At 73.6% G+C, this 3,686-nt stretch carries 2 protein-coding genes; both read right to left on the bottom strand.

The genetic code is table 11. The features are described 5' to 3' along the window. Nucleotides 1-1,720, bottom strand: a 1,720-nt coding sequence (locus ORI94_RS34980) for a type I polyketide synthase (RefSeq protein ID WP_266083117.1), incomplete at its 3' end; no start/stop codon positions are given. A gap of 35 nt (nucleotides 1,721-1,755) precedes the next feature. Beyond that, on the bottom strand, nucleotides 1,756-3,686 hold a 1,931-nt coding region (locus ORI94_RS34975), incomplete at its 5' end, for an SDR family NAD(P)-dependent oxidoreductase (RefSeq protein ID WP_416237957.1).

Raw genomic sequence — 3,686 nt, 5'->3', positions numbered from 1 at the left:
CCGCGAACACCGGGAACCGGGCATACAGCTCACGGCCCATGCCGGCCCGCTGCGAACCCTGACCCGAGAACAGCACCGCCAGCGACCGCTCGGCAGCACGACCACGCGCCACCTCCACCGGCCGCTCCCCCGCCGCACCCGCCGCACCCGCGAGAAGCACCGCCCGATGCTCGAACAACGACCGCCCCGACGCCAGCGAGAAGCCCACGTCCAGCGCGGTGGCGTCGGTCAGGGCCGAGACACCTGCGAGCTGTGCCTCCAGGGCGTCCTTCGTCTTGCCGGCGACCGGCCACGGCACGACCGTCGGGTGAGCCGTCGGTGGGGCGGACTGCTCCGGCTCCTCTGGTTCGGGAGCCTGTTCGACGACGAGGTGGGCGTTGGTGCCGCTGATGCCGAAGGAGGACACGGCGGCGCGGCGGGGCCGGCCGGTCTCCGGCCAGGGGGTGCGTTCGGTGAGCAGGCGGACGTTGCCCGCGGTCCAGTCGACGTGGGTGGAGGGCGCGTCGACGTGGAGGGTCCTGGGCAGGACGCCGTGACGGATGGCCAGGACGGTCTTGATGACGCCGGCGACTCCGGCGGCGGCCTGGGAGTGGCCGATGTTGGACTTCACCGAGCCCAGGAGCAGCGGCCGGTCCTCGGGGCGGTCCTGACCGTAGGTGGCCAGCAGGGCCTGTGCCTCGATGGGGTCGCCGAGGGGCGTGCCGGTGCCGTGGGCCTCGACGGCGTCCACGTCGGCGGGTGAGAGTCCGGCACCGGCGAGGGCCTGGCGGATGACACGCTGCTGGGAGGGGCCGTTGGGGGCGGTCAGCCCGTTGGAGGCGCCGTCCTGGTTGACCGCGGAGCCGCGGACCACGGCCAGGACCTGGTGCCCGTTGCGGCGGGCGTCGGAGAGCCGTTCCAGGACGAGGACGCCGGCGCCCTCGGACCAGCCGGTGCCGTCGGCGGAGTCGGCGAACGCCTTGCAGCGGCCGCTGGTGGAGATGCCGCCCTGGCGGGTGAAGCCGGAGAAGCCCATGGGGGTGGACATGACGGTGACGCCGCCCGCCAGGGCGAGGGAGCACTCCCCCTGGCGCAGGGACTGGGCGGCCAGGTGGAGGGCGACCAGGGAGGAGGAGCAGGCGGTGTCCACGGTCACCGCCGGGCCGGCGAGGTCGAAGGCGTAGGCGACGCGGCCGGAGACCACGCTGGCGGTGAGGCCGGTGGTGGCGTGGCCCTCCGCGTCCTCGCGGGAGTTCATCACGACGCCGACGTAGTCGACGCCGGCGGTGCCGACGAACACGCCGGTGCGGGAACCGCGCAGGGACACCGGGTCGAGGCCGGCGCGCTCCACCGCTTCCCAGGTGGTCTCCAGCAGCAGCCGCTGCTGCGGGTCCATGGCGACGGCCTCGCGCGGGGAGATCCCGAAGAACCCGGCGTCGAAGGCGGCGGCGTCGACGAAGCCCCCCTCGGCGGCGGCGCTGCTGCCGGCCCCCCCGCCGCCCAGGGCGTCGAGGTCCCAGCCCCGGTCGGTGGGGAACGGGGCGATGCCGTCGCGGCCCTCGTCCAGCAGCTGCCAGAAGTCCTCCGGGGAGGCCACCTCGCCGGGCAGCCGGCAGGCCATGCCCACGATGGCGATCGGTTCGTGCCGGCCCGCCTCGGCCTCCTCCAGCCGCCGACGGGTCTTGTGCAGGTCGGCCGTGACCCACTTGAGGTAGTCGACGAGCTTTTTGTCATCGGGCATGGCGGGAAACCCTTCCTGTGGTGAATCGGCTCGTCTCAGTGGTCGCCCATGCGGCCGAGCTCGTTGTCGATGAAGGCGAACACCTCGTCGGCGCTGGCCGATTCGAAGGCGTCGTGCACGGGGGTGCCGGTCGTCTCCGGCACGCTGCCGCGCACCTTGTCCAGCATCTGGCCGAGCCGGAGGGCGAGTCCCGCGCGGGTGATCCCGTCGGGCTCGCCGGCCGTGAGGAGCGCTTCCAGGCGGTCGAGTTCGGCGAGCAGCGAGGGGCCCTGCGGGCCCTCGTCGCCGGGGGCCAGCTCGGAGACGAAGTGTTCGGCGAGTGCCGTGGGGGTCGGGTAGTCGAAGACGAGGGTGGCCGGCAGGCGCAGCCCGGTCGCCGTGGAGAGGTGGTTGCGCAGTTCCAGGGCGGTCAGCGAGTCGAAGCCGAGCTCCCGGAACTCCTGGGTGACGTCGACGGCCTTCGGCGTGGCGTGGCCCAGTACCCGGGCGGCCTGTTCGCGGACCAGTTCGGTGACGTACCGGACGCGTTCGTCGGCGCGGAGCTCGCCGAGTGTGGCGCCGAGGGCGGCGGCGGCTCCGGCGGCGTCGGTGGCGGCGGCGGTGCGGCGGCTGCTCCTGACCATGCCGCGGAAGAGCGGCGGCAGGTCCTCGGGGGCGGCGCCGCGCATGGCGCCGGGGGCGAGGCCGACCAGGACCAGGAACGACTCGTCGGAGCCGCGTGCGATGTCGAAGAGGCCGAAGCCCTGGTCGACGGAGAGCGGCGGGAGCCCGCCGGACTGCATGCGGCGCATGTCGGTGTCGGAGAGGGTGCTGGTCATGCCGCCGTCGTGGGACCAGGGGCCCCAGGCGAGCGAGGTGCCGGCCAGGCCCAGGGAGCGGCGGTGCGCGGTCAGGGCGTCGAGGAAGGAGTTGGCGGCGGCGTAGTTGCCCTGGCCGGGGCTGCCCATGACACCGGCGATGGACGAGAACGGCAGGAACGCCGCCAGATCCAGGTCGCGGGTGAGTTCGTGCAGGTGCCAGGCGGCGTCGACCTTGGGCCGCAGGACGGCGGCGAGTCGTTCCGGGGTGAGCGAGGCGACGACGCCGTCGTCGAGGACACCGGCCGTGTGGACGACCGCGGTCAGCGGGTGCGCCGCGGGGACCTCGGCGAGGAGCGCGGCGGTGGCCTCACGGTCGGCGGTGTCGCAGGCCGCGACGGTCACCTCGGCGCCCAGCTCGCGCAGTTCTGCGGCGAGTTCGGCGGCGCCCGGCGCGTCCGGGCCGCGCCGGCTGGTCAGCAGCAGGTGCCGCATGCCCGAGGCGGCGAGGCGGGCGAGGTGTCCGCCGAGCGCGCCGGTGCCGCCGGTGACGAGGACGGTGCCCTCGGGGTTCCAGCGCGGCGGCATCGTCAGCACGATCTTGCCCACGTGCCTGGCCTGGCTCATGAACCGGAACGCCTCACGCGCCCGCCGCACGTCCCACACCCTCACCGGCAGGGGCCGCAACGCCCCCTCGGCGAACAGACCCACCAGTTCCCGCAGCATCTCCTGCGTACGGTCCGCACCCGCCTCACCCAGGTCGAAGGCACGATAGGCCACCCGCTCCACCGAACGCGGGTCACGGATGTCGGTCTTGCCCATCTCCAGGAACCGGCCACCATCGGCCGTCAGCCGCAACGACGCGTCCACGAACCCACCCGCAAGCGCGTTCAGGACCACATCCACGCCCCGGCCACCGGTCACCGCCCGGAACTTCTCCTCGAAACCCAGATCACGCGAGGACGCGATGTGATCGTCGTCCAGACCCAGACCCCGCAAAGTGTCCCACTTGCCCTCACTCGCGGTGGCGAACACCTCCGCACCCAGATGCCGCGCCAACTGCACCGCCGCCATACCCACACCGCCCGCACCGGCATGCACCAGCACCGACTCCCCCGCCCGCACACCCGCCAGATCACGGAACGCGTACAGAGCGGTCAGGAACACCA

Source organism: Streptomyces sp. NEAU-W12 (assembly GCF_026242095.1).
In the GTDB taxonomy this organism is placed as follows: domain Bacteria; phylum Actinomycetota; class Actinomycetes; order Streptomycetales; family Streptomycetaceae; genus Streptomyces.
The sequence above is the reverse complement of the archived record's forward strand: the minus strand, read 5'-3'. Positions and strand labels throughout refer to the sequence as shown.